Raw genomic sequence first — 22,185 nt, forward strand, 5'->3', positions numbered from 1 at the left:
ATACATCGCAGTGCGATCGCCGTTGCTCCGTTTGTCCGCTCGGGTCCCATGAGGGTCCGATCAGCCTTCCGTGTTGATTCATGCGCCCATCGTACTGATATGATCCAAGTTCGCCACCGTTCGAGGGGGCGGACCCGGCGGACCCCATCGAACCCAAAGCGGAGCTCACCGTGAAGCGCGTACCGTTTCATTTCGCCAAACGTTTGACCGTTCGCGGTACGGAGCTCAACCCCGAGGATCCGGCCGAGACCACGCACGATCGGCTAGCGCGTATCGCGTTTGCCGAAACCTCGGCGGTTATCGCGCTGCTCAGCCCGGATGGTACGGTGCTCGAGTGCAACCGCGCCGCCCTTGCGCCGGGCGGCTCTCCGCAGGCGGATATCGTCGGCCGCTCGCTGGCCGACGTGCTGCTGGCATCGGTGGATGGCCAGCCGAGCCGCGACGCCATGCTTCAGGCGATCGCCCAAGCGGCGGCGGGCGACACGACACGGTTCGACGCGATGCTCGCGCAAACACGGCAGAACGAGCCGCCTGTCATTCTCGATTCCACACTGCGTCCCGTCAGAGACGACACCGGCGACATCGCGTTCGTGCTGTACGAAGCCCGCGAAGCCACGCAGCAGCGCCGCAACCAGGCCGCGCTGCTGGAAAGCCGAGCGCAAGCCAACGGCGGCCGCCAGGCGTCGGCGCAGTTGCTCGAAACCGAGCAACGGTTTCGCCTGCTCGTCGAAAGCGTGGTCGATTACGCCATCTTCATGCTCGATGTCGACGGCTACATCACGAGTTGGAACGCCGGCGCGCAACGAATCAAGGGCTATCGCGCCGAGGAAATCATCGGCCAGCACTTCTCGCGCTTCTACACGGAAGAAGACCAGCGCAACGGCGTGCCGCAGCGTGTGCTGCAAAGCGCGGCGAGCTTGGGCAAGTTCGAAGGCGAAGGGTGGCGCGTGCGCAAAGACGGCTCGCGCTTCTGGGCCAATGCGCTGCTCGACGCGATCGTCGGCCCCGATGGCGAAGTCATCGGCTTCGCGAAGGTCACCCGCGATCTGACCGAGAAACGCAATATCGAAGCGCAACTGCGCCAATCGCAAAAGATGGAGGCGATCGGCCAGCTCACGGGCGGTATCGCGCACGATTTCAACAATCTGCTGCAGGTGGTGATCGGCAGTCTCGAGGGGCTTGAGCGGCGCGCCGGCAACCTCTTGCACACCCCGCAAGGCGCGGACATGCAGCGCTTCATCGACAATGCACTGCGCGGGGCGGATCGCGCCGCCAACTTGACGCGGCGCTTGCTCGCCTTCTCGCGCCGCCAAGCACTCGACGCCAAACCCACCGATGTCGGCAAGCTCGTCTCCGGCATGTCGGATCTGTTGCGCCGCACGCTCGGCGAAGGCATCTCGATTCAAACCGTCAACGCGGGCGACCTTTGGCGCGTGTCGGTGGACGCGAACCAGCTCGAAAGCGCCCTTCTGAATCTGGCCGTCAATGCCCGCGACGCCATGCCGTCAGGAGGCAAGCTGACGATCGAAACCGCCAACTGCCGGCTCGACCGAGCCTACACGGCGCGCTTCGAAGGCCTCGAGCCCGGCCAGTTCGTGATGGTCGCCGTGAGCGACACCGGTATGGGCATGAGCCGCGAAATCATCGAGCACGTCTTCGAGCCGTTTTTTACGACCAAAGAGGTCGGACAAGGCACCGGTCTCGGTTTGAGCCAGGTTTACGGCTTCGTCAAACAGTCCGGCGGACACGTGCGCGTCTACAGCGAGATCAACGAAGGCACGACGGTCAAACTGTACCTGCCTCGCCTCGCGGGCGACGTCGCCGAACACGAGCAAGTCGAGCACCGGCCGGCGCCGCAGAGCCGCGGCGGCGAAACGATCCTCCTCGTGGAAGACGACGAGAACGTGCGCACGGCGACGAGCGAGATGCTGGGCGAGCTCGGCTATCGCGTGGTCATGGCGGCCGATGGGGAAAGCGCGCTACGGCTCGTCGGGGAGCACCCCGAGATCAAGCTTTTGTTCACCGACGTCGGGCTACCGGGGGGCATGAACGGACGACAGTTGGCCAATGCAGCGCGGGCCACCCGCCCCACGTTGCCCGTCCTGTTCACCACGGGCTACGCGCGCAATGCGATCGTCCACCAGGGGCGGCTCGACCCAGGCATCCACCTGCTGTCCAAGCCGTTCACGTTCGCCGAACTCGCCGACAAGCTGGCCCTCATGCTCGCCGAGGGTCCGAGCGTGCGGCGCTAAGCGCATCGGCCGGGGCCGATGAAATCCGCTATCATTTCGCTCTGTCTCTCCCGTTTTTCACCTTTTCGCGCTCGGCGCGAAAACACAAGGTCAGTCATGGATACGCAAGAACGCATCAAGCAAATCGTCGATGAAAACGCCGTCGTGCTCTTCATGAAGGGCAACGCGCAGTTTCCGATGTGCGGTTTTTCGGGCCGCGCCGTGCAAATTCTGAAGGCATGTGGCTTGGACCAGTTCAAGACCGTGAATGTGCTCGAAGACGACGAAATCCGTCAGGGCATCAAGGAATTCTCGAACTGGCCTACGATCCCCCAGCTTTACGTGAAAGGCGAATTCGTCGGCGGCTCGGACATCATGATGGAGATGTACGAATCGGGTGAGCTGCGACAGCTGTTCACCGCGGCTTAAGGCTGAGCGCACCGGAGCCGCGTCTCGCGGCCCATCGCTCGAGCGCCGCCGCTGCCGCCATGTCCCCTGCCAATGTGCCGCCGCGCCGGCTGATCGTCGCGATCACCGGCGCCACGGGCGCGATCTACGGTATCCGCTTGCTCGAAACGATGCGGCGTATCGACGCGCTCGAGACGCATCTCGTCGTGTCGAGCGCTGGCTGGCTCAACATCCAGCATGAACTCGGGCTGACCAAGGACGACATCCATCCTCTGGCGGGCGTCGTCCACAGCGTGCGCGACGTCGGTGCGAGCATCGCATCGGGCTCGTTCGCGACGGACGGGATGATCGTCGCCCCGTGTTCGATGAAGACGCTTGCCAGCATCGCGCACGGGCTATCGGACAATCTGATTGCTCGCGCCGCCGACGTCACGCTCAAAGAGCGCCGGCGGCTCGTGCTGCTCGCGCGCGAGACGCCGCTGAATCTCGCCCATCTGCGCAATATGACGGCCGTGACCGAGATGGGCGGCGTCATCTTCCCGCCCCTGCCGGCCTTCTATAACCGCCCGGCGTCCGTCGACGACATCGTCGACGACACCGTGGCGCGCGTGCTCGACATGTTTGCGCTCGGCCCCGCGCGCGCCGCTGCTTGGCCGGGGTTGCGAGCGCAATCGTAAGCGCGTGCGGCGCTTGTACCGCGCCGCTTTTGCGCTCGTTCCCGCTGCTTGCGCATCGGCATTCGCAACGCCTATGACACGATCCATTTCCTGAACGCCGGTTTATCCCGCCGGCGTATCGGCTTATGCTGCGTCATTGTCATCGACGCATCGACGAGCCCGCACCATGTCACGCTTACCTTCGCTATTCCTGTCGCACGGCGCCCCGACGCTGCCGATCGACCCGTCGATGCCATCGACCGAATTCGCCTCGCTCGCATCGACGCTGCCGCGGCCGAAAACGATCCTGATGCTGTCGGCTCATTGGTGCACCGAGATCCCCGTGGCGAGCACCGCCGAGGCTCCGGAGACGATTCACGATTTTTACGGCTTCCCGCGGGAACTGTACGCGCTGAGCTATCGAGCGCCCGGCGCGCCCGACTTGGCGCGCAAGGCGGCAACGTTGCTCGCGCAGGCGCAGATACCCGCGAAAACGCAAGCGCATGGCCTCGATCACGGCGCGTGGGTGCCGTTGCTGCTGATGTATCCACAGGCCGACATCCCCGTCGCGCAGCTGTCGATTCAGCCGCATCGCGATCCCGCGCATCACTATGCCGTGGGACGGGCGCTGCGGCCGTTGGCGGACGAAGGCGTGCTGATCGTCGGCTCCGGTCAGATCACGCACAACTTGCGCGCAGCCGACTTCGGCGCCAAGCCCGGTGATGTGGACCCGCGCGTCGCAGAATTCACCGAGTGGTTCGAAGCGCGGCTCGCCGAGCACGATCTCGATACATTGTTGGACTACCGGCGCCGCGCACCGCACGCCGAGTTCATGCACCCGACGGACGAGCATTTACTGCCGATCTTCGCCTCGCTTGGCGCCGCGCCCGACAGCTATTCGTTGCAAATTCAATCGCTGGGCACGTTCCAGCGCGCACTGGCGATGACCAATTACGTCTTTGCAGGCTGAGGCAGGCCTAGGACCTTTGGGACCCTCGAACGCCCCGTCCCCCGCTGCGCGCCCCCAAAAAAACGAAGGCCCGTCCGACTCATCGTCAAACGGGCCTTCGCTCCTCTTCTTGCTTGCTGCGTTCGGTTCGCGCGCAACGCGCGGCGAACCTGGCGCCGAATTAGACCCCCACCCCTTCCAGAATGTCTTCTTCCGATTCGCGCTCGTCCAGATAACGCGTGCGATAGCCGGTATTGACGCCCCAGAAGTAGAAAATCAGCGCGACGACGGCCACGACGAGCATATCCCAGCCATAGGGCAAGGCGCCGATGCCGCCGAACTGCTTGCTGCCGAGGATGGAGAGGGCCGCCATCGTGGGCAGATAGGCGACGAGCCACCAAGCCGCCTTCAGGTCGCCGCCCCAACCGCCCCAGCCCGACTTGCCCTGGTAATAGAAGTAGATCGGCAGCGCGACGATCATCAGCAGAATGATCTCGCCGGTGAGCGGCCACTTCGCCCAATACAGCACCATCGAGGCGCAGACGAACGCGAACGGCGCGATGACGCCCATGAACGGCAATTTCAGCGGCCGCTCGACATCCAGCGCCGTGCGGCGCAGCGCCATCAGACTGATCGGGCCGGTCAGATAGGAAATGACGGTGGCGACCGAGATCACGGCGGCAAGCGAGCTCCAGCCGCGGAAGAAGAACATGAAGACGAACGAGACGGCCAGGTTGAACCACATCGCGTTGCGCGGCACACCGTAGAACGGGTGGACGTTGCCGAACATTTTCGGCAGCGTATTGTTGCGCTCCATCGCGTAGATCATGCGCGTGGTCGTCGCCATGTAGGTCGTGCCGGTGCCGCTCGGGCTCACGAAGGCGTCGACGTAGAGCAGGATGGCAAGCCAGTTCAGGTTCAGCGCGATCGCGAGTTCCGCGAACGGCGAGGCGAAGTTGAAGTGACTCCAACCCTTGGCGACATCGGCCGGATTGACGGCGCCGATGTAGGCGAGTTGCAGCAGCACGTAGATCACGAGCGCCAGCAGAATCGAACCGATGACGGCGAACGGTACGCTCTTGGACGGGTTGCGCGCCTCGCCTGCCAGATTGACCGGGCTTTGGAAGCCATTGAAGCTGAACACGATGCCGCTCGTCGCCACGGCCGTGAACACGGCCGACCAGCCGTAGGGCGCGAACTCGCTCGAGGTGCCGAAGTTCTCGCTATGGAAGCCCGATGCCAGCAGGCCCGCGATCGTCAATCCCGGGATGATGAACTTGAACACGGTGATGGCCGTGTTCGCGCGCGCGAACACTTTCACGCCCCAGTAGTTCAGCATGAAGTAGACGATGACGAGCAACGCCGACAGGAACAACCCTGGCGGTGTCAGCGATCCGTTCACGAACAAGTTGTGCGCCCACTCGTAAGGCCACGTGCTCATGTACTGGATCGACGCCTCGGCTTCGATGGGGATCACCGAAACGATGGCGATCCAGTTAGCCCATGCGCTGATGAAGCCGACGAGCGCGCCGTGCGAATAACGAGCGTAGCGCACCATGCCGCCCGACTCGGGGAACATCGCGCCCAGTTCGGCGTAGGTGAGCGCGATTGCCAAAATGACTACGGCGCCGATGATCCAAGCGCACACGGCGGCGGGACCGGCGATCTTGGCGGCTTTCCACGCGCCGAACAGCCAGCCGGAACCGATGATGGAACCCAAGCCGGTGAGCATCAGCGCAAACGGCCCGATGTTCCGTTGAATAGAACTTTTCACAACCTCTCCTTGGGGATATACGAATGGCGCGCGGGGGGACGCGCTGGTTCTGCAAGAAGCGTGCAACCGGGCAAACCCTGCGGCAAGCGAGCCGCAACTTGGCGCAACCGCACCGGCGCGGCGCGTAGTTTACCGGTTGCATTCACTTAATTGGTGCGAAATGATCCGTCGCCAGCAAAAAAACCGTCGACGCATGAAAGCCTTGTAAGAAGTTGCGTTAGGCGTGCCGCCCGGGCGCGTTTATTGCGCTGCGAAATATGGTTGACGGCAGACGGAATTCGCCGTATAACAACGGTGCAGGATTTCAAGTGGCGAGTGTGGATTGGTCTTTCGTAGTTCGCCCCCATCAGGTACTCCGGTTGTCCTATTACCCTTCCTTGATTTTCGTGCGCTCCCAGGCTTCGGCCTTTTTTATCCAGATTTAGGAATTTGTAATATGGAAACCGGTACCGTCAAGTGGTTCAACGACGCAAAGGGCTTTGGCTTCATCACCCCCGATGGTGGCGGCGAGGATCTCTTCGCGCACTTCTCGGAAATTCGCGTTGAAGGCTTCAAGACGCTGCAAGAAAACCAAAAAGTGTCGTTCGAAGTGAAGACGGGCCCCAAGGGCAAGCAAGCTGCGAACATCAAGCCGGTCTAAAGGCTGATTCGCTGCCCGGCGCTCCCGCTGTCAAGCGGTGAGTCGTCGCCCAGGCAGCGCGCTTCGCAAAGCAAAAACCCCGCGAAATGCGGGGTTTTTGCTTTGGACGGCCGATGTCGCAAGGGGGCGCTGCATCCGGCCGCCAGGGCGGTGCGCCGAAAGACGCGGTCGCCTGTGTCGAATGGGCGCAGCGGCGCGCTAAGCGAACAGGCGTTGCGCGTGAATGCCCAGGCCCGCGGCGACGCTCGCCAGACGATCGCCGAATACGGGACGGGCGGCGGGAAAAACGCCGCACAGCGCCTGCGTCAAGAAGTGCAGGCCAGTCGAGCCGCCCGTGAAATACAGCGCGTCCACGTCGCCCGGCGCCACCCCCGCGGCCCTCACGGTTTCGCGCGCCGCCTCCGCAATGCGCCGCGTCTCGTCCGCGCCTGCCGCGATCAGTTGCGCGTCGTCGAACGCGACGCGCAAGTCGGTTTCGACGTCGTCCAGATCGATCGAAGTCTCCCCGCCCGCCGCGACGCCAATCTTGGCCTCTTCCGCGCGCGCGGCAAGCGCATGCCCCAGCCGACGCTCGACCACCCGCATGAGCCGCTCGTGGTGGCGCGCGTCGCGGTACAGATGCCGCATCAACGCCAGTTCGCCGATCCTTTTGCCCGAGTAGACGGTGTTGATCAAATGCCAAGTGGCCAGGTCGAAATAAATGCGGTTCGGGACTTCGCGGCCTTCCGGATCGAGGGAACGGTAGCCCAGTTCGGGCAAGATCGTTTCCAACTCGACGCGCCGGTCGAAGTCGGTCCCGGCCACATGGACCCCGTGATGCGCGAGCACGTCGTCCTTGCGCTCGATGTGGCGCATGCGGTCCGGACCCACGCGCACGAGCGAGAAGTCGGACGTGCCGCCGCCGATATCGGCGACCAAAACGAGCGCTTCGGCGCTCAACCGCGACTCGTAGTCGAAAGCGGCGGCGATCGGCTCGTACTGGAAATGGATTTCGCTCAGGCCCGCCGCCTGCGCGGCGCCGGCCAGCTGGCGCTGCGCCAGCGCATCCGCGCGCGGATCGTCGTCGACGAAAAACACCGGGCGTCCGAGCACGGCCCGCTCGATCGGCACGCCCGCGCACAACTCCGCTTGGCGCTTGAGAAACCCGACGAAGATCGCGACGATTTCGGTGTACTTGATGGCACTGCCGTCGCCGAGGTCCGTGGCGGTCTCAGCCAGCGGCGAGCCCAAAATACTTTTCAGCGAGCGCATCAAGCGCCCGTCGAAACCGTCGATGTACTCGGCGAGCGCGGCGCGGCCGTAGGCGCGCGTATGTTCGTCCGTGTTGAAGAAGACCGCGGTGGGCAGCGTCGTATGGGCGCCTTCGACGGGCGCCAGCACCATCGTCTCGCCGCGCGGCAGGGCCACGGCCGAGTTGGACGTGCCGAAGTCGATCGCACAGTAAGGCTTCGCTTTCATCGCAACTCGCTTTATGCCAACACAATACAACGGAAGGGAGCGCTTTTTATCACGAACTGACCGATGGGAGCAATCGGTGCGCCATTCGAGACGGTATTCGGGCGCCGCAATTGGCCACCGGCAGGCACGCCACTTGCGCGCCCCGCCAACGGTCCGCTGCGAAGCCCGCGCGACGCTCCCAAGTCCACCCACCCCCAAGGAGACGCCGTTCCATGAAAGCGCCCTCGCCCCTACCACGCCCCGCCGCGCCGGAGACGGGGCTCGGTGCGATCGAGGCCCCGATGCCCGCGCCGGAGCCAACCGCACGCGCGGCCACGCTTGCCGAGCCGCGCGACGATATCTTCGAAACCGACTTGCCGTCGCGGCTCGATCGCTTGCCATGGGGCCGCTTTCATACATTGATCGTCATCGCGCTGGGCGTGACGTGGCTGCTCGATGGGCTCGAAGTCACGCTCGCAGGCGCGGTGGCGGGCGCGCTCAAGACCAGCCCCGCCCTGCATTTGACCGACGCCGATATCGGCCTTGCCGGCAGCGCCTACATCGCAGGCGCGGTGCTCGGCGCGCTCGGCTTCGGCTGGCTCACCGACCGGCTCGGGCGGCGCAAACTATTTTTCGCAACGCTCGGTCTTTATCTCGTCGCCACCGCGGCCACGGCGTTCTCTTGGAATTTCGCCAGTTTCGCCATACTGCGCTTTCTGACGGGGGCGGGCATCGGCGGAGAGTACGCGGCCATCAATTCGACGATCCAAGAATTCACGCCGGCACGCGTACGCGGCTGGACCGACCTCGGCATCAATGGGACATTTTGGGTGGGCGCGGCGCTTGGCGCCGGCGGCTCGCTCGTATTGCTCGATCCCAGCGTCGTACCGGGCGACTTGGGCTGGCGCGCCTGCTTCTTCATCGGCGCGGCGCTCGCGCTCGTCATCGTCTTCATGCGCGTCTGGGTGCCGGAAAGTCCACGCTGGCTGCTCACACACAACGAGCCGCATCGTGCGCACAGCATCGTGCAGGCCATCGAAGCGCGCTTTCATCGCGCCGGAGGCGCGCCGCTGTCGAACGAGCTCAAGACACTGCGCTTTGCGCGGCGTGACGGCACGCCCCTCGCGGAAGTCTTCACCGCGCTGTTCGTCACGCACCGGCGCAGATCGTTGGTCGGCCTCGCGCTGATGACGGCGCAGGCATTCTTCTACAACGCGATCTTCTTCACTTACGCACTCGTGCTGACCGACTTTTATCACGTGCCGAGCGCGCAAGTCGGCCGCTACCTCCTGCCGTTCGCCCTCGGCAACTTTCTCGGCCCGATCGTGCTCGGCCATGCGTTCGACGCGATCGGGCGCCGCACGATGATCGCGAGCACCTACGCCCTTTCGGGGCTGCTGCTGACGGGCAGCGGCTACCTGTTCGCGCATGGGATGCTGACCGTCGAGCAGCAAACCGTCGCTTGGATGGTGATTTTCTTCTTTGCTTCGGCCGCCGCGAGCTCCGCCTACCTCACGGTGAGCGAATCGTTCCCGCTCGAGATCCGCGCCCTTGCCATCGCCGTCTTCTATGCCTTGGGCACCGCACTTGGCGGCATTGCCGGCCCAGCGCTGTTCGGCCGGCTCATCGACACGCAGCAGCGCAGCGCCGTGTTCGAAGGCTACCTGCTCGGCTCCGCGTTGATGGTCGCGGCCGGCGCGATTGCGGCGATCTGGGGCGTCGACGCCGAGCGCAAAGCGTTGGAGCAAGTCGCCACGCCGCTTTCCGCGCTCAGCGACGACGCCGACGCACGCTGAGCACCCGCCCGCGCGTCGAACGGCGCTAGCGTCAAGCGGCCCGCGCGGCGACGGCGCCCGCGGCGCCCCGGCGGTGAATCCTCAAGACGAGCATCGCACCGATCAAGCACAACCCGCCCGAGATCATCGAGGCGACCGTATAGGTGCCGAGGCTCGCGCGCAGCAGGCCCGCGCCATAGGCGGCGAACGCGGCCCCGAGTTGGTGGCCCGCCACGACCCAACCGAACACCACGGGCGCCGACTCCTTGCCGAAGACGTCGGTCGTCAAGCGCACGGTCGGCGGCACGGTGGCGATCCAATCGAGCCCGTAGAACAACGCGAACAGCGGCAGCCCGAAGAAGTCGAAACCGAACGCGTAGGGCAGATAGATCAGCGACAGCCCGCGCAACCCGTAATACCAGAACAGCAGCACCCGGCTGTTGAAGCGATCGGACAGCCAGCCGGAGAGCGTCGTGCCGAACAGATCGAAGATACCCATGGCCGCGAGCAGCGATGCGCCCTGCACTTCGCTCATGCCGTAGTCGCCGCACATCGCGATCAAGTGCGTGCCCACGTAGCCGTTGGTGCTCGCGCCGCAGATGAAAAAACTGAAGAATAGGAGCCAGAAATCGCGGTTTTTGCTGGCCGAAGCGAGCGTGCCGAACGCGATGGCGAGTGGATTCTTCGCGGCTTGCGCATCCGTGCGCGGCGCGTCGTGCGGCTCTCCATAGGGACGCAGCCCAACGCTACCCGGGCGCTCGGGCAACAAGAACGCGACGAGCGGCAGCACGAGCGCCGCGGCGAGCGCCACGATCAGCACGACCGGGCGCCAGCCATGATGCTCCGCCACCGCGGCGAGCATCGGCAGGAACACGAGTTGGCCCGTAGCCGAGCTAGCCGTCAGGATACCCATCACCAGGCCGCGGCGCTGCGCGAACCAGCGATTGACGACCGTGGCCGACAGCGTCAACGCCGCGACACCCGTTGCCCCGCCAACCATGACGCCCCAAATGAGGATCATTTGCCAGGGCGCCGTCATCATCGACGAAAGGGCGACGCCGCCGCCCATCACGGCCAGGGCCGTCATGAGCGTGGGCCGCACGCCGAAGCGCTGCATCGAGGCCGCCGCGAAGGGCCCGGTGAGGCCGTAGAGCGCAATGTTGACTGAAATCGCCAGTGAAATCGTCGCCCGGCTCCAGCCGAATTGATGTTCCAGCGGCAGCATCATCACGCTCGGCGTGGCGCGCGTCCCGGCGGCGGAGAGCAACACCAGGAACACGACCGCGGCGACGACCCATCCGTAATGGGCACGCCCACTGATTCTTTTTGCAATCCAGTTCATCGGCACTCCTGTGGGCGCGCGGCCGGCCGCAAGGCGGCTACGCGCGCATGTTGGCGTTGTCGTTGTTATCGGTGCGTCCGTCCGAAACTCGCTCTAGACTCGCTCGGCCCGACGCCCGCGCATTCGATGTTACAGATCAGTCACAAACACGAGTTGCCATGCTAGTGACCGATCGGTAACATGTCAAGTGGATCAGATTCGTAGGCTTGCGCGACCGAGCGGCGAGCGCCGATCATCACCGCAAGCACAACCCGGACACCTCACCATGACGACGCGAAGCGCCGAACACTCTCTCAGCCACGCCGCGACGGCCAAAGCGGCCGCCGCCGCCAAAGCGCGGCCGCATACCGCCGGCGCAACGGCGCAGCAGTTGTTGCTGCGCGCTGCGGGCGAGCTCTTTTATCAGGAAGGGGTGCGCGCCGTCGGCGTCGATGCCGTGGTCGAGCGCGCAGGCGTCAACAAAATGAGCCTGTACCGGCAATTTTCGTCCAAGGACGAGTTGATCGTCGCCTACCTGGAACAGGCCAACGATTGCTTTTTCAGCTACTTCGACAAGAGCATCGAGCAGCATCCCGGCGACCCGGTGCGCCAGATCGCGCAGTATTTCGAGGACCTCGAGCGCAGGGCTTCGCGCGAGGGTTACCGTGGATGTCCGTTCGTCAACGTGGCGGCCGAGTTCCCCGCCCCCTCGCACCCGGCGCGGGAGATCGTTGCGCGTAACAAGGCGCAATTGATCGAACGGCTGCGGGCGCTGACGAGCGCGGCGGGAGCCGACGATCCGGCCGCCCTAGCCGATGCGTTGGCGCTACTGATCGAAGGCGTGTACGCGGCCAGCCAGACCTACGGGCCGGGATGCGGCCCGATCCGCTCGGCCGCGCGCGTGGCTGCGCAGCTCGTGGCGGCCGCGTGCCCGCAGCGCAACGACGCGTAAAATGCCCGCGGTTCCCTCCGCCACAGCCAAACGATATGCACGACACCGCCCCGCAGCCGCATCCGCCCGCCGATCGTGACGCCAGCGACGCCATCGTCGCAGCGACACGCCATTGGCTCGTGCGCGCGGTGATCGGGCTGAATCTGTGCCCGTTCGCGAAGGGCGTCCAGGCGAAGGACCAGATCCGTTACGTGGTGAGCGAGGCCCGCGACGTCGAGGGGATGCTCGCCGCGCTCGAAACGGAGCTGCGCACGCTCGTCGAAGCGGATGCCGAGCGCATCGACACGACGCTGCTGATTTTTCCGCGAGCGTTCGCAGATTTCCTCGAATTCAACGACGCACTGTTTTTCGCCGAGCGGCTGCTCGAGCAAATGCGGCTGACGGGAGAGCTGCAGATCGCAAGCTTCCATCCGCACTATCAGTTCGCGGATACGCAGCCCGAGGACATCGAAAACTATACGAACCGCGCGCCCTACCCCATCTTGCATTTGCTGCGCGAAGCGAGCGTCGAGCGCGCAACGCAAGCGTTTCCAGATGCCGCCGAGATTTTCGAGCGCAATCAGGAAACGCTACGCCGCCTCGGACACGAGGGATGGCGCCGTTGGATGCGGGAGCAGGCCGGAGAAGAGGCGCCGAGTCGCGGACAGAGCAACGCTTAGAACGGCGCGTGCCCCTCGGGGCGCGGCGAGGAGCCGTCGGCCCCCACCTCGACCTCGGCCCCAAGCGGCGCTAAGCCGGTGCGAAGAATCGCTCGCGCAGCGAATCGAGTCCGAATGTATCGAGCACTTGCGCCAAGCGCTCGGTTGGCCGCTTGCGCGGCAAATTCTTGTACTGGGCAATGATGAGCTCGTTCTTCATCGAATGCTCCCAGCCGACGAGCTCGGTCACGCTCACCTGGTAGCCGTGCGCCTCCAATTGCAGGCAGCGTAGGACGTTGGTGATTTGGCTGCCGAATTCCCGCGTGTGCAGCGGGTGGCGGTAAATTTCGGTGAGCGCGTTGCCCAGCGATTTGCCCTTGTTGCGCCGCAAAACGCCCGCGACTTCCGCCTGACAGCACGGCACGAGCACGATATAACGCGCGCGCTTTTCCAAGGCGAAGCGAATCGCGTCGTCGGTTGCGGTGTCGCAAGCGTGCAGCGCGGTGACGACATCGACGGTTTGAGGCAAGCGCGCCGAATCGATGGAATCGGCCACCGACACGTTCAAGAACGACATCGCCTCGAAGCCCAACCGTTGCGCGAGCGCCGCCGATTTTTCGACGAGCTCGGCCCGCGTTTCAATTCCGAAGATTTGTGACCCGGTCCCGGGCGGCAACGCCTTGAAAAAAAGATCGTAGAGGATAAAACCAAGATACGACTTGCCCGCGCCGTGATCGACGAGCGTAATGGACCCGCGATCGCGCATTACGTCCTCAAGCAGCGGCTCGATGAACTGGAACAGGTGATAGACCTGCTTGAGCTTGCGGCGGCTGTCTTGGTTCAGCTTGCCGTCGCGCGTGAGGATGTGCAGCTCCTTGAGCAACTCGACGGATTGCTCGGGGCGGATTTCGTAAGTCTTGGTGGACATAGTGGGACGGCTCTCGGGCAAGTCGCCTCCAACGTGCGACAGCCTACAGAAGCATAAGAACAATCGCGTCAGTTTACCGAAAAGCGCAAAGACGCCGGCAATGGCGCAGGAACGGTTTATGCAAAGACGCGCGGACGCATTGCTTCACGCCCGCTCGATCGATGGCCGAACACGGGCAAACGCGCGGCGCGCGCGGGCGCTGAGCCCACCGCAGCGGGCAAGCGTAACGCGCGAAGCGCAAAGGCGTTACGTAACGTAACGGTCCAGAACTCCAGCACTCTGGAACGCCAGCCGGCAGGAAGCGTTGACGACAGCACAAGGACGACAGCGATGGCTACGATACCCAACCGAGACGCCGAGCAAAAGTTTCAAGCGATGCTCGCCAATCTCCTCACCCCGCCGACAGGCTGGTCGGAAAAACAGCAATTGGAGCTCGAGATGGCCCGCGACATCTCAGTCGAAATGTTGCGGCTCGCCGAATCGATGCGCGATTCCGAGCCCGGCTTGGAAGCCATGCTGACGCTGCTCAAGTACGCCAAGGTGGTCGACTTCATTCTCACGACGCTCGCCTCGCGGCGTGAGATTCGCCCGCAAACGCTACGCGTCATCTTCAAGCTGGCGGGATTGAACGTCGACGAAGCCTATCCGGGCTGAGGGCGCCGGCATGCCGCGGGATGCCGCTAAGCGCCCGCGACCGGCGCCGGCGCGTACCCGCTTCCGCCGGCATCACTTCGCGCCGAGCCGCCACAGCGAGGTCACCTCGGCCTTTCGGGCGCCGTAAAGCGGATCGGTCGAATCCGCCGCCTTCGGATGAATCGGTCGTATCTCATCCCTTCCTATCACCTTCAGGCCCGCCGCATCGATCATCGCCTGCAATGCATCGGGCGAGCGCAGCCCTAAGTGCACCGCGAAATCGGACAGAACGAGCCACCCTTGCCCGCCCGGCTCGAGATGGGCGGCAAGACCGTCCAGAAATCCCCGCAACATGCCACTGTCTGCGTCGTAGATCGCACGCTCGATCGGCGAACTGGGTCGCGCAGGCAGCCACGGCGGGTTGCAGACGATGAGCGGTGCGCGGCCGGGAGGAAACAGGTCGGCCTCGATCACTTCGACCTGATCGCTCAAGCCTAGATGCTCGATGTTTTCGCGCGCGCAAGCGAGTGCGCGCGCGTCGGTGTCGGTGGCGACGACACGCGCCACGCCGCGCTTGGCGAGCACGGCGGCCAATACGCCCGTGCCGGTGCCGATATCGAATGCCAGGGAATGTGCGGCTAGCGGCGCGCGCGCCACGAGGTCGACATACTCCCCTCTCACGGGCGAGAACACGCCGTAATACGGGTGAATGCGCGCGCCCAGCGCCGGAATCGCGACCCCTTTCTTGCGCCATTCGTGCGCGCCGATGAGCCCGAGCAGTTCCCGCAGCGAGACGACGGACGGCGTCGCGCCGCCGGCATCGGCCGGTCCGTAAGCTTCGCGGCAAGCGTCTCTCACCTCGGGGGCGCGCCGCAGCGCAATCGAATAATCGGCTTCGAGCGGAATCAACAGCATGCCGAGCGTGCGCGCGCGCTGCGCCTGCGCTTGCCGGTGCGCGTTGAACGCGTCGAGCGGCGAAGCCGGTTGCTTGCGGGGCTTGCGCTCGACCCGGCGCGCCATCGCTTGCAACAACTGACGCGCGTTCTGATAATCACCCTGCCATAAGAGCGCCGTGCCCTCGCAGGCCAGGCGGTAGGCGGCGTCCGCGGTCGTGCGGTCATCGGCGACGACGACGCGGCGCGGCGGCGGCACACCGGCTTCGGAGCGCCAGCGCGCGCTATGCTCGCCCGCCGGGTCGGTCCAAACGATAAGGGGAAACGGGGAAGAAGAGGTCACGAAACGAGATCGAAGTATGAGGAGCGCAGTTGCCCGGCATCGGCCGAGTTCGCGCAAAGCGACACGATACCGCGCTTTCGGCTGCACCTCGAGAATCTACCGTCGAAGACCACGGCGAGCGCCCCGCCGGACGCGCATCGCACGGCCGCCATGGTCTTCGGCCGACACGGGAGACGGAATCGGCCGCGGCGCGCCCACCGGCTCGGCTCAGGCCGCGACGCCGCGACGCGAGCGGCGCTCGTCCTTGACACACACGGGCAGCGTCGCGCCCTGCAGCAGTAGCCGCGTCGTCGCATCGGCATCGAGCGGCTTGCTGAACAGAAAGCCCTGCGCCTCGCAGCAGCCGAGCTTCAAGAGGAATGTGCGCTGCGCATGCGTCTCCACGCCCTCGGCGATCACCGCAAGCTCGAATGCATTGGCCAACGTGACGACCGCCGTCGCGATGGCGCCCGAGTCGCCAAAACCGATCCCTCGCACGAACGCCCGATCGATCTTGACGCGATCCACCGGCAGCGTGCGCAACTGGCCCAAGCTCGAATAGCCCATGCCGAAATCGTCGATGGCCACGCGCATGCCCAACCGCCGGAACTCGGCCAGGCGACGCGCCGATGCCTGGGGATTTTTCATCAGGGCCGTTTCCGTCACTTCGAGTTCGAGCATGGATGGATCCATACCGGTTTCGCCGACGATACGCTGGAACGTCTTGACGATGTCCCCCCGTTGCAATTGCAGCGGGGATACGTTGACGGAAATCGGCACCAGCTCCAACTGCAATTCGCGCCAGACCGAGAACTGCTCGCACACTGCGCGCAAGACCCATTCGCCCAACTGAGCGACCAGGCCCGACGCCTCCGCGACGCTAACGAAATCGACGGGGCTGACGAAGCCATAGTGTTCGTCGTGCCAGCGCACGAGCGCCTCCAAGCCGCGCACCGCGCCCGTGCGCATATCCACTTGCGGCTGGAAGTTCAGATGCAGCGCGTCGGACTCGATCGCCTTTCTCAAGCGCCCCGACATTTTCAGGCGCGCATCGGCGTCGTTGCGCATGCTGCGGCGATAGAACCCGTAGCAATTGCGGCCTCGGCTCTTGGCCGCGTACATCGCCATGTCGGCGGCGCGGATGAGCGATTCGGCATCGGCTCCGTCTTCGGGAAACACGCTGATGCCGATGCTCGCGCCGACCACGAGTTCGTGCTCGCCCACGATCACCGGCACGGCGAGCGCAGCCAGCACGGCATCGGCTAGGACGTGAGGGCCTTCCCCGCTGCTGCGCATCTCGCTGACGATGACGAATTCGTCGCCGCCGTAGCGCGCAACCAGATCGTCACGGCCCGCGCAGGCGGTCAGCCGCGCCGCCACTTCGCTGAGCAGCCTGTCGCCCACGTTGTGGCCGAGCGCATCGTTGACGGTCTTGAACGCGTCGAGATCGATGAACAACACCTCGATGCCGCGCGAGCAAGTGATCAGCGCCTGCAGCTTCGCCACGATCGTCATGCGATTGGACAGGCCCGTGAGACTGTCGCGCTCGCTCAGTTCGCGCAGACGACGTGAACGTTCGCTGAGCTTGATATAGACGTCGTAGGTCGTCTTCGCGAGTACGAGCGGGTACCCGATGATCACAGGCACCCATGCGATCGATGCGCCGGGATCGATCGCGTGCGCCCAATGCGCCCCGAACACCAGCGTGCCGCCCGCCACACCGGCAACCATGGCAACAAGGCCATAACCGAACATCCGCCAGCCTCCGGCGGCCATATTGTCGATCGCGAACATGAGGAAAATCACGACCGTGGCGACCGGCGCAAAATGAACGGCGACGACGAACCACCCGCCCGTCATCGAGTCCACCATGAAATTCCAGCGCTCGCGTGCCAGAGGCGTCGGCGCGTTGCGCACATGGAGGAAAGCGAGGTGAGGCCAGATCAGGCAGGCGGCGGCGATGGCGGCCAAGGTCCCGACCGGCGCATGCTGCGAATGCAGCAAAACGATCAGCGGAAAGAGGCCGACCGCAAAGCCGAAAAGCCGCAGCACGTAGATGCGACGCACGAAACCTGCGCCGACGCGAGCAGGTGCCGCGCTATTCGCGTTCTGTGCTGCTGCTGTCAAGCTAGGCGACTCATAAGGCATGGCGATGGAATGTAAGCGCAGGGACGCCATCTGCGCGCCCGCACGCATGAAAAGCTATGCGCTCTTCGTACTTACGGCCGCTCGTCCTAAAAGTTTAGACAAAAAACATCGTCGCGAGCCGCATCATCGTGCCCCAATCGGCATAGGCACCCCCGTGCAATCGAGAAAGCGCGCAGCCCGGTCGTCCTAAAAGCTGCGAGAAACGCCCAGCACGCACCATGCCGGGCGAAGATTCTCGCGCCGATCGATCGCGCCGTTCGCAGCATTGCCGTGGCGAACGGCGAGACTCAGTCATTGCGGTTAGCGCCGCTCTCGCACCACTGAATTGCGGCGCGTGGCGGTAGGGGCTGCGTACGCTAGTTCACGCTCGCGAGCGCACCCGTGAAAGCGAAGCGGGCGAACGAGCGGCCACTGGCCGCGCGTTCGCCCATTCGTCATGCCTTCATGCATCACGCGGCCCCAGCCGGCCGCGCGCCCGGCCCCCTTACTGCGGCAGCGCCGGAATCATCCAGCTGAGCACGTGTTGCTGCAGGAACACGAGCACGCCGAGCAGCAGCGTCAAGAACACGCTATGCCAGAACGTCCGCGCGAACACGACGCCCTCTTGGCCCTTGAGGTCCGTCGTCGACACGCCGGTGGCGATGTTCTGCGGCGAAATCATTTTACCCATCACACCGCCCGACGAGTTCGTCGCGGCCATCAGCACGGGGTCGAACCCAAGTTGGCGCGCCGCGACCACTTGCAGATTGCCGAACAATGCATTGCCGGAGGTATCGCTGCCCGACAGGAACACGGCGATCCACCCGAGCGTGGCCGACACGAGCGGGAACAGCGCTCCCGTCGATGCAACACCGGTGCCGAGCGTGTAGCTCATTCCCGAGTAGTTGAGCAAATAGGCCAGCCCGACGATCATCATGACCGTGACGATCGCGATGCGCGTTTGGCGCCAAGTCGCCGCGATGCACGAGAAAAAATCGGCCACGCTCAAACGCGAGACGACAGCCGTGATGATGGCGGCGAGCAAGATCGCGGTGCCGGTTCCGAGCGGCTGGAAGTCCCAAATCGCGGCGTACGGCTTCTTATAGAGCGAGACATAGACGGCGTTGTGCAACCCCGGCCACTTGATCTTCACATCGCCGATCATCGCGATGTTGGCATGCACCCAGAAGATCACGACGACCGAGACGACGAGCCATGGCAACCAGCCGCCCCACCCCACGCGCCGGCGCGCCGCGCCCACACCGGCCAATGCCTCCCCGCTGCGTGCGATCGCGAATTGAGGATCGACTTCGGGCCGCCACACCTTCAGAAAACCGATCGTCACGATCAGCGACGTCAGCGACGACAGCACATCGGTCAACTGGTAGCTCAGATAGTTCGACGTGACGAACTGCGCGAGCGCGAAGCTGCCGCCCGAGACGAGCAACGCGGGCCACAGCTTGCCGATCGAGCGCACGCCGCCATACACGCCGACGACGTAAAACGGCAGCAGCAGTGCAAAGAACGGCAATTGCCGGCCGACCATCGCACCGAGCGTGACCGGGGGCAGCGAAGTGACCGCGCCGAGCACGGTGATCGGCACACCGAGCGCACCGAAGGCCACCGGCGCCGTATTGAAGATCAGCGTGAACGTGAGCGCCTCGATCGCGGGAAAGCCGAGGGCAATCAAGAGCGCACTCGTGATGGCGACCGGCGTGCCGAAGCCCGAGATGCCTTCGAGCAAACACCCGAACGAGAAGGCGACGACGAGCAGCACGAGGCGCCGATCGTCGGGCAAGTGATCGAGCATCCACTGGCGGAATTGATCGAACCGCCCCGTCTTCACCGCGATGTTGTACAGCAGCAGCGCGTTGAAGACGATCCACATGACCGGCACGAGCGCGAGGGCCATGCCCGCGCCGACGGCATCGAACGCAAGGCCTGCCGGCATTCCCCAGAGCGCGATGGCGATCACGAGCCCCACGATCAAGCCGGCCAGCGACGCTTGCCATGCCGGCCGGCGCAGCACGCCGAGCATGACGAGCGCGACGACGATCGGCAACGCCGCGACGACGAACGATAGAAAAAGCGAATTCCCGACGGGCGTGAGCGGTTGCGCGAACACCGTTCCGGGCGGGAGCGCCACGGTTGGATTCATCTTGTCTCCTTGATAGTCATTATCGACGGGCGCCACGCATCGGCGCAGCGCCGTCAGCGGGGCAGCACTGCGCTTCGCGCCGCACATTGCTCTGCGGCGCGGCCGGTGCGCCGCCGCCCCGATAGGCGACGCCCCGGCCTACTCCTTTTTCTCAGCCGCCCGCCAAGTGGCGTTTCAGTTCGAGCCGGAACCGATGCAGCAATGGCTCCGTGTACCCGCTCGGCTGCGTCCGGCCTTCGAATGCAAGCGCGCAGGCCGCCTTGAACGCGAGCGACGCTTCGTAGTTCGGCGCCATCGGCCGGTAATTCGGATCGCCGGCGTTCTGCTTGTCGACCACGATCGCCATCCTCTCGAACGTCTCCCTCACGAACTCGGGCGTGACGACGCCATGGCGCAGCCAATTGGCGATGTGCTGACTCGAGATGCGCAGCGTCGCGCGATCTTCCATCAAGCCGACGTTGTGAATGTCGGGCACTTTCGAGCAACCGACGCCTTGATCGATCCAACGCACGACATAACCGAGAATGCCCTGCGCATTGTTCTCGACTTCGCTGCGAATTTCTTCCGGCGACCACTGCGCACGCTCGACGACGGGCACCGTCAGCAAGCCGTCGAGCAGCACGTCGCGCTCGCCCGCGTAGTCGATTTGCTCGAGCGATTGCTGCACCGCTTGGACGTCGACTTCGTGGTAGTGCAACGCATGCAGGGTGGCGGCCGTGGGCGAGGGCACCCATGCCGTATTGGCACCCGCGCGCAACTGCGCACCCTTTTGTTCGAGCATCGCATGCATGAGGTCGGGCATCGCCCACATGCCTTTGCCGATTTGCGCGCGTCCGCGCAGCCCGCAGCTCAAGCCGACGAGCACGTTGTTGCGCTCGTACGCCGCGATCCATGCCGAGCTCTTCATGTCGCCCTTGCGCAGCATCGGCCCGGCTTCCATCGCCGAGTGCATCTCGTCGCCCGTGCGATCCAGGAAGCCCGTATTGATGAAGGCCACACGTCCCGCCGCAGCAGCGATCGAGGCGGCCAAATTCACGCTCGTGCGCCGCTCCTCGTCCATGATGCCCATCTTGATCGTCTGTGCCGGCAGGCCGTAGAGCCGTTCGACGCGGCTGAACAGTTCATCGGCGAAAGCGGCTTCGGCCGGCCCGTGCATCTTCGGCTTGACGATGTAGATCGCGCCCGTGCGCGAGTTGCGGTGGTTTTGCCGGTCGTGCAGTGCGCACAAGGTCGTGACGACTGCGTCGAGGATGCCTTCCGGAATCTCGTGTCCGTCGCGATCGAAGACGGCCCCCGTCGTCATCAGGTGCCCGACATTGCGCACGAACAGCAGCGAGCGGCCATGCAGCGTGAGCGTGCCGCCATCCGCCGCACGGTACGTGCGGTCTTCGTTGAGGCGGCGCGTGAACGTCTTGCCGTTCTTCGCGACCTGCTCGACGAGCGTGCCTTGCATGAGACCGAGCCAATTGCGATAGAGCGCGACCTTGTCCGCCGCGTCCACGGCCGCCACCGAATCCTCGCAGTCGATGATCGTCGTGACCGCCGCTTCGAGCACGACGTCGTTCACGTGCGCGGCGTCGGTCTTGCCGATCGGGCCGGTGGCGTCGATTTGGATTTCGATGTGCAAGCCGTGATGCTTGAGCAGTACGGCCGTCGGCGCGTCGCTCTCGCCTTGATAGCCGACGAACTGCGCGGGCGAGCCAAGGCTTGCCTCGCCCGCCTTCGTGCGCACGACGAGCGCGCCGTCGCGCACGGTATACGCCACCGCATCGCGATGCGACGCGCCCGCGAGCGGCGCCGCGCGATCCAGGAACGCACGCGCATATTCGATCACGCGCGCGCCTCGCACCGGGTTGTAGCCGCCGCTGCGCGCAGCGCCGCCATCCTCGGGCAAGGCATCGGTGCCGTACAGCGCGTCATAGAGGCTGCCCCAGCGAGCATTCGCGGCGTTCAGCGCATAACGTGCGTTCGACAGCGGCACGACGAGCTGCGGCCCCGCCTGCTCGGCGATCTCGCCATCGACCCCCGCCGTGCCGACTTTCACGCTCGAGGGCGCCGGCGCGAGGTAGCCGATGCCTTCGAGAAACGCGCGATAGGCGCGCAGGTCGCGCACGGGGCCGGGGTGGTCGCGATGCCATTGGTCGAGCTCGGTTTGCAGCCGGTCGCGTTCGGCAAGCAGCGCCCGGTTCTTAGGGGCGAGCTCGTGCACGATGGCGGCGAAACCCTGCCAGAAGGCCTGCGCGTCGATGCCGGTGCCCGGCAGTGCCTCGCGCTCGATGAATTGGCTGAGCGCCGAATCGACGCGCAGTCCCTGGTGGTCGGTCATGTTCATGGTGCGGTTAT

At 64.8% G+C, this 22,185-nt stretch carries 17 protein-coding genes; 9 read left to right on the forward strand and 8 right to left on the reverse strand.

Annotation, left to right across the window (positions count from 1 at the left end):
* Positions 1 to 170: 170 nt before the first annotated feature.
* The 4 genes from QQS38_RS16465 to QQS38_RS16480 all read left to right on the forward strand — a co-directional run bounded on the left by QQS38_RS16465 (position 171) and on the right by QQS38_RS16480 (position 4,265).
* Complete coding sequence (locus QQS38_RS16465; RefSeq protein ID WP_479646443.1) at positions 171 to 2,252, forward strand: hybrid sensor histidine kinase/response regulator; 2,082 nt, start codon at positions 171 to 173, stop codon at positions 2,250 to 2,252.
* Positions 2,253 to 2,348: 96 nt separating this feature from the next.
* Complete coding sequence (gene grxD, locus QQS38_RS16470; protein ID WP_479646444.1) at positions 2,349 to 2,660, forward strand: Grx4 family monothiol glutaredoxin; 312 nt, start codon at positions 2,349 to 2,351, stop codon at positions 2,658 to 2,660.
* A gap of 59 nt (positions 2,661 to 2,719) precedes the next feature.
* Positions 2,720 to 3,316, forward strand: a complete 597-nt coding sequence (locus tag QQS38_RS16475; RefSeq protein WP_479646445.1) for a UbiX family flavin prenyltransferase — start codon at positions 2,720 to 2,722, stop codon at positions 3,314 to 3,316.
* 166 nt (positions 3,317 to 3,482) lie between these two features.
* The gene (locus QQS38_RS16480) at positions 3,483 to 4,265 is read left to right on the forward strand and encodes a DODA-type extradiol aromatic ring-opening family dioxygenase (RefSeq protein WP_479646446.1); all 783 of its coding nucleotides are present in this window, start codon (positions 3,483 to 3,485) and stop codon (positions 4,263 to 4,265) included.
* Positions 4,266 to 4,425: 160 nt separating this feature from the next.
* Here QQS38_RS16480 and QQS38_RS16485 read toward each other — a convergent pair whose 3' ends face one another.
* Complete coding sequence (locus QQS38_RS16485; protein ID WP_479646447.1) at positions 4,426 to 6,018, reverse strand: APC family permease; 1,593 nt, start codon at positions 6,016 to 6,018, stop codon at positions 4,426 to 4,428.
* A 436-nt stretch (positions 6,019 to 6,454) separates the two neighbouring features.
* Here QQS38_RS16485 and QQS38_RS16490 point away from each other — a divergent pair, with 436 nt between their 5' ends.
* The gene (locus QQS38_RS16490; protein WP_277430260.1) at positions 6,455 to 6,658 is read left to right on the forward strand and encodes a cold-shock protein; all 204 of its coding nucleotides are present in this window, start codon (positions 6,455 to 6,457) and stop codon (positions 6,656 to 6,658) included.
* 198 nt (positions 6,659 to 6,856) lie between these two features.
* Here the strand turns inward: QQS38_RS16490 and QQS38_RS16495 are convergent, their stop codons facing one another.
* Positions 6,857 to 8,116: an Hsp70 family protein gene (locus tag QQS38_RS16495; protein ID WP_479646448.1), complete on the reverse strand. Its 1,260-nt coding sequence runs from the start codon at positions 8,114 to 8,116 to the stop codon at positions 6,857 to 6,859.
* A 281-nt stretch (positions 8,117 to 8,397) separates the two neighbouring features.
* Between QQS38_RS16495 and QQS38_RS16500 the strand changes: the two genes are divergently transcribed.
* Entirely contained in the window at positions 8,398 to 9,891 is a 1,494-nt protein-coding gene (locus QQS38_RS16500) for an MFS transporter (RefSeq protein WP_479646594.1), read from the forward strand.
* Positions 9,892 to 9,922: 31 nt separating this feature from the next.
* Here QQS38_RS16500 and QQS38_RS16505 read toward each other — a convergent pair whose 3' ends face one another.
* Positions 9,923 to 11,212: an MFS transporter gene (locus tag QQS38_RS16505; RefSeq protein ID WP_479646449.1), complete on the reverse strand. Its 1,290-nt coding sequence runs from the start codon at positions 11,210 to 11,212 to the stop codon at positions 9,923 to 9,925.
* 265 nt (positions 11,213 to 11,477) lie between these two features.
* Here QQS38_RS16505 and QQS38_RS16510 point away from each other — a divergent pair, with 265 nt between their 5' ends.
* Both QQS38_RS16510 and QQS38_RS16515 read left to right on the forward strand, forming a co-directional pair.
* Positions 11,478 to 12,143 carry a TetR/AcrR family transcriptional regulator gene (locus QQS38_RS16510; RefSeq protein WP_479646450.1) on the forward strand — a complete coding sequence of 222 codons (666 nt, stop codon included), beginning with the start codon at positions 11,478 to 11,480 and terminating at the stop codon, positions 12,141 to 12,143.
* A 35-nt stretch (positions 12,144 to 12,178) separates the two neighbouring features.
* Positions 12,179 to 12,802, forward strand: a complete 624-nt coding sequence (locus QQS38_RS16515; RefSeq protein WP_479646451.1) for a DUF1415 domain-containing protein — start codon at positions 12,179 to 12,181, stop codon at positions 12,800 to 12,802.
* 70 nt (positions 12,803 to 12,872) lie between these two features.
* Here QQS38_RS16515 and QQS38_RS16520 read toward each other — a convergent pair whose 3' ends face one another.
* Positions 12,873 to 13,709, reverse strand: a complete 837-nt coding sequence (locus QQS38_RS16520; protein WP_479646452.1) for a class I SAM-dependent methyltransferase — start codon at positions 13,707 to 13,709, stop codon at positions 12,873 to 12,875.
* Between the two features lie 330 nt (positions 13,710 to 14,039).
* Here QQS38_RS16520 and QQS38_RS16525 point away from each other — a divergent pair, with 330 nt between their 5' ends.
* The gene (locus QQS38_RS16525; RefSeq protein ID WP_479646453.1) at positions 14,040 to 14,363 is read left to right on the forward strand and encodes a DNA-binding protein; all 324 of its coding nucleotides are present in this window, start codon (positions 14,040 to 14,042) and stop codon (positions 14,361 to 14,363) included.
* A 72-nt stretch (positions 14,364 to 14,435) separates the two neighbouring features.
* Here QQS38_RS16525 and QQS38_RS16530 read toward each other — a convergent pair whose 3' ends face one another.
* The 4 genes from QQS38_RS16530 to QQS38_RS16545 form a co-directional block, all read right to left on the reverse strand.
* On the reverse strand, positions 14,436 to 15,578 hold the full coding sequence (locus QQS38_RS16530; RefSeq protein WP_479646454.1) for a methyltransferase: 1,143 nt from the start codon (positions 15,576 to 15,578) through the stop codon (positions 14,436 to 14,438).
* A 207-nt stretch (positions 15,579 to 15,785) separates the two neighbouring features.
* Positions 15,786 to 17,624, reverse strand: a complete 1,839-nt coding sequence (locus tag QQS38_RS16535; RefSeq protein WP_479646455.1) for a putative bifunctional diguanylate cyclase/phosphodiesterase — start codon at positions 17,622 to 17,624, stop codon at positions 15,786 to 15,788.
* Between the two features lie 565 nt (positions 17,625 to 18,189).
* The gene (locus QQS38_RS16540) at positions 18,190 to 19,842 is read right to left on the reverse strand and encodes an L-lactate permease (protein WP_479646456.1); all 1,653 of its coding nucleotides are present in this window, start codon (positions 19,840 to 19,842) and stop codon (positions 18,190 to 18,192) included.
* A 151-nt stretch (positions 19,843 to 19,993) separates the two neighbouring features.
* Positions 19,994 to 22,168 carry a malate synthase G gene (locus QQS38_RS16545; protein WP_479646595.1) on the reverse strand — a complete coding sequence of 725 codons (2,175 nt, stop codon included), beginning with the start codon at positions 22,166 to 22,168 and terminating at the stop codon, positions 19,994 to 19,996.
* Between the last annotated feature and the right edge of the window lie 17 nt (positions 22,169 to 22,185).

The organism is Trinickia sp. Z7 (genome assembly GCF_056498045.1).

Excerpts from the sequence above, each read along its gene's own strand:
- QQS38_RS16540 (WP_479646456.1), bottom strand. The coding sequence starts at position 19,842 with ATGAATCCAACCGTGGCGCTCCCGCCCGGAACGGTGTTCGCGCAACCG.
- QQS38_RS16510 (WP_479646450.1), top strand. The coding sequence starts at position 11,478 with ATGACGACGCGAAGCGCCGAACACTCTCTCAGCCACGCCGCGACGGCC.
- QQS38_RS16495 (WP_479646448.1), bottom strand. The coding sequence starts at position 8,116 with ATGAAAGCGAAGCCTTACTGTGCGATCGACTTCGGCACGTCCAACTCG.
- QQS38_RS16480 (WP_479646446.1), top strand. The coding sequence starts at position 3,483 with ATGTCACGCTTACCTTCGCTATTCCTGTCGCACGGCGCCCCGACGCTG.
- QQS38_RS16515 (WP_479646451.1), top strand. The coding sequence starts at position 12,179 with ATGCACGACACCGCCCCGCAGCCGCATCCGCCCGCCGATCGTGACGCC.
- QQS38_RS16505 (WP_479646449.1), bottom strand. The coding sequence starts at position 11,212 with ATGAACTGGATTGCAAAAAGAATCAGTGGGCGTGCCCATTACGGATGG.
- QQS38_RS16545 (WP_479646595.1), bottom strand. The coding sequence starts at position 22,168 with ATGACCGACCACCAGGGACTGCGCGTCGATTCGGCGCTCAGCCAATTC.
- QQS38_RS16500 (WP_479646594.1), top strand. The coding sequence starts at position 8,398 with ATGCCCGCGCCGGAGCCAACCGCACGCGCGGCCACGCTTGCCGAGCCG.
- QQS38_RS16520 (WP_479646452.1), bottom strand. The coding sequence starts at position 13,709 with ATGTCCACCAAGACTTACGAAATCCGCCCCGAGCAATCCGTCGAGTTG.
- QQS38_RS16490 (WP_277430260.1), top strand. The coding sequence starts at position 6,455 with ATGGAAACCGGTACCGTCAAGTGGTTCAACGACGCAAAGGGCTTTGGC.
- grxD (WP_479646444.1), top strand. The coding sequence starts at position 2,349 with ATGGATACGCAAGAACGCATCAAGCAAATCGTCGATGAAAACGCCGTC.
- QQS38_RS16475 (WP_479646445.1), top strand. The coding sequence starts at position 2,720 with ATGTCCCCTGCCAATGTGCCGCCGCGCCGGCTGATCGTCGCGATCACC.
- QQS38_RS16525 (WP_479646453.1), top strand. The coding sequence starts at position 14,040 with ATGGCTACGATACCCAACCGAGACGCCGAGCAAAAGTTTCAAGCGATG.